Genomic DNA, 1,468 nt, shown 5'->3' with positions numbered 1-1,468 from the left:
CACCACCGATGAGGAACGTACGCATCTTCAGCTGGGTACCCGGCTCACCAATGGACTGCGCAGCGATAACGCCGACCGCTACACCGATGTTCACCTGGTGACCACGAGCCAGATCACGGCCGTAGCATTTGGCGCAAATGCCATAGCGGGTTTCGCAGCTGATCGGCGAACGCACGATCACTTCGTCGATGCTGTTCAGCTCGATGAATTCAACCCACTTCTCGTCTACCAGAGTGCCGGCAGGAACGATAACGTCCTCGGTACCTGGCTTGAACACGTCACGAGCGATAACACGACCCAATACGCGCTCACCCAACGGCTCTACAACGTCACCGCCTTCAATGTGCGGAGTCATCAGCAGACCGTGTTCGGTGCCGCAATCGATCTCGGTTACAACCAGATCCTGCGCCACGTCTACCAGACGACGAGTCAGGTAACCGGAGTTCGCAGTTTTCAACGCGGTATCCGCCAGACCTTTACGAGCACCGTGAGTCGAGATGAAGTACTGAAGTACGCTCAAACCTTCACGGAAGTTCGCAGTAATCGGCGTTTCAATGATGGAACCGTCTGGCTTGGCCATCAGACCACGCATACCGGCCAGCTGACGAATCTGTGCTGCGGAACCCCGCGCACCCGAGTCAGCCATCATGTACATCGAGTTGAAAGACTCTTGATCGACTTCAACGCCGTGACGGTCAATAACCTTCTCTTTCGAGAGGTTGGCCATCATTGCCTTGGAAACTTCGTCGTTCGCTTTCGACCAAAGGTCGATCACTTTGTTGTACTTCTCGCCCTGGGTTACCAGGCCGGAGGCGTACTGGCTCTCGATCTCTTTCACTTCGTCGGTGGCAGCACCGATGATGCGGGCTTTTTCATCCGGGATAACGAAGTCGTTAACACCGATCGAAACGCCGGAGATGGTCGAGTAAGCGAAACCGGTGTACATCAACTGGTCAGCGAAGATAACGGTCTCTTTCAAACCAACCACGCGGTAGCACTGGTTGATCAGCTTGGAGATCGCCTTTTTCTTCATCGGCAGGTTGACGACGTCGTACGACAGACCTTTTGGCACAACCTGGAACAGCAGCGCACGGCCGACAGTAGTGTCGACAATACGGGTACCGCTCACGCTGTTGCCGTCACGGTCATTGACGGTTTCGTTGATACGTACTTTAACCTTGGCGTGCAGTGCGGCTTCGCCGGCACGGAACACACGGTCAACTTCCTGCAGATCCGCGAACACACGACCTTCGCCTTTGGCGTTGATCGCTTCACGAGTCATGTAGTACAGACCCAATACAACGTCCTGCGACGGAACGATGATTGGCTCACCGTTGGCTGGCGACAGAATGTTGTTGGTCGACATCATCAACGCACGCGCTTCGAGCTGGGCTTCCAGCGTCAGCGGGACGTGCACGGCCCTGTGGTCGCCGTCGATGTCGGCGTTGTCCGCGGCGCAGACCAGCGG

Annotated in this window: 1 pseudogene; it reads right to left on the bottom strand. The window is 56.1% G+C overall.

Annotated elements, in window-relative coordinates:
- Positions 1-1,468 (bottom strand): annotated as a pseudogene (locus ACIOWE_RS30150) (DNA-directed RNA polymerase subunit beta'); the annotation flags it as partial.

Source organism: Pseudomonas sp. NPDC087598, assembly GCF_044743525.1.
Taxonomy (GTDB): domain Bacteria; phylum Pseudomonadota; class Gammaproteobacteria; order Pseudomonadales; family Pseudomonadaceae; genus Aquipseudomonas.
The sequence above is the reverse complement of the archived record's forward strand: the minus strand, read 5'-3'. Positions and strand labels throughout refer to the sequence as shown.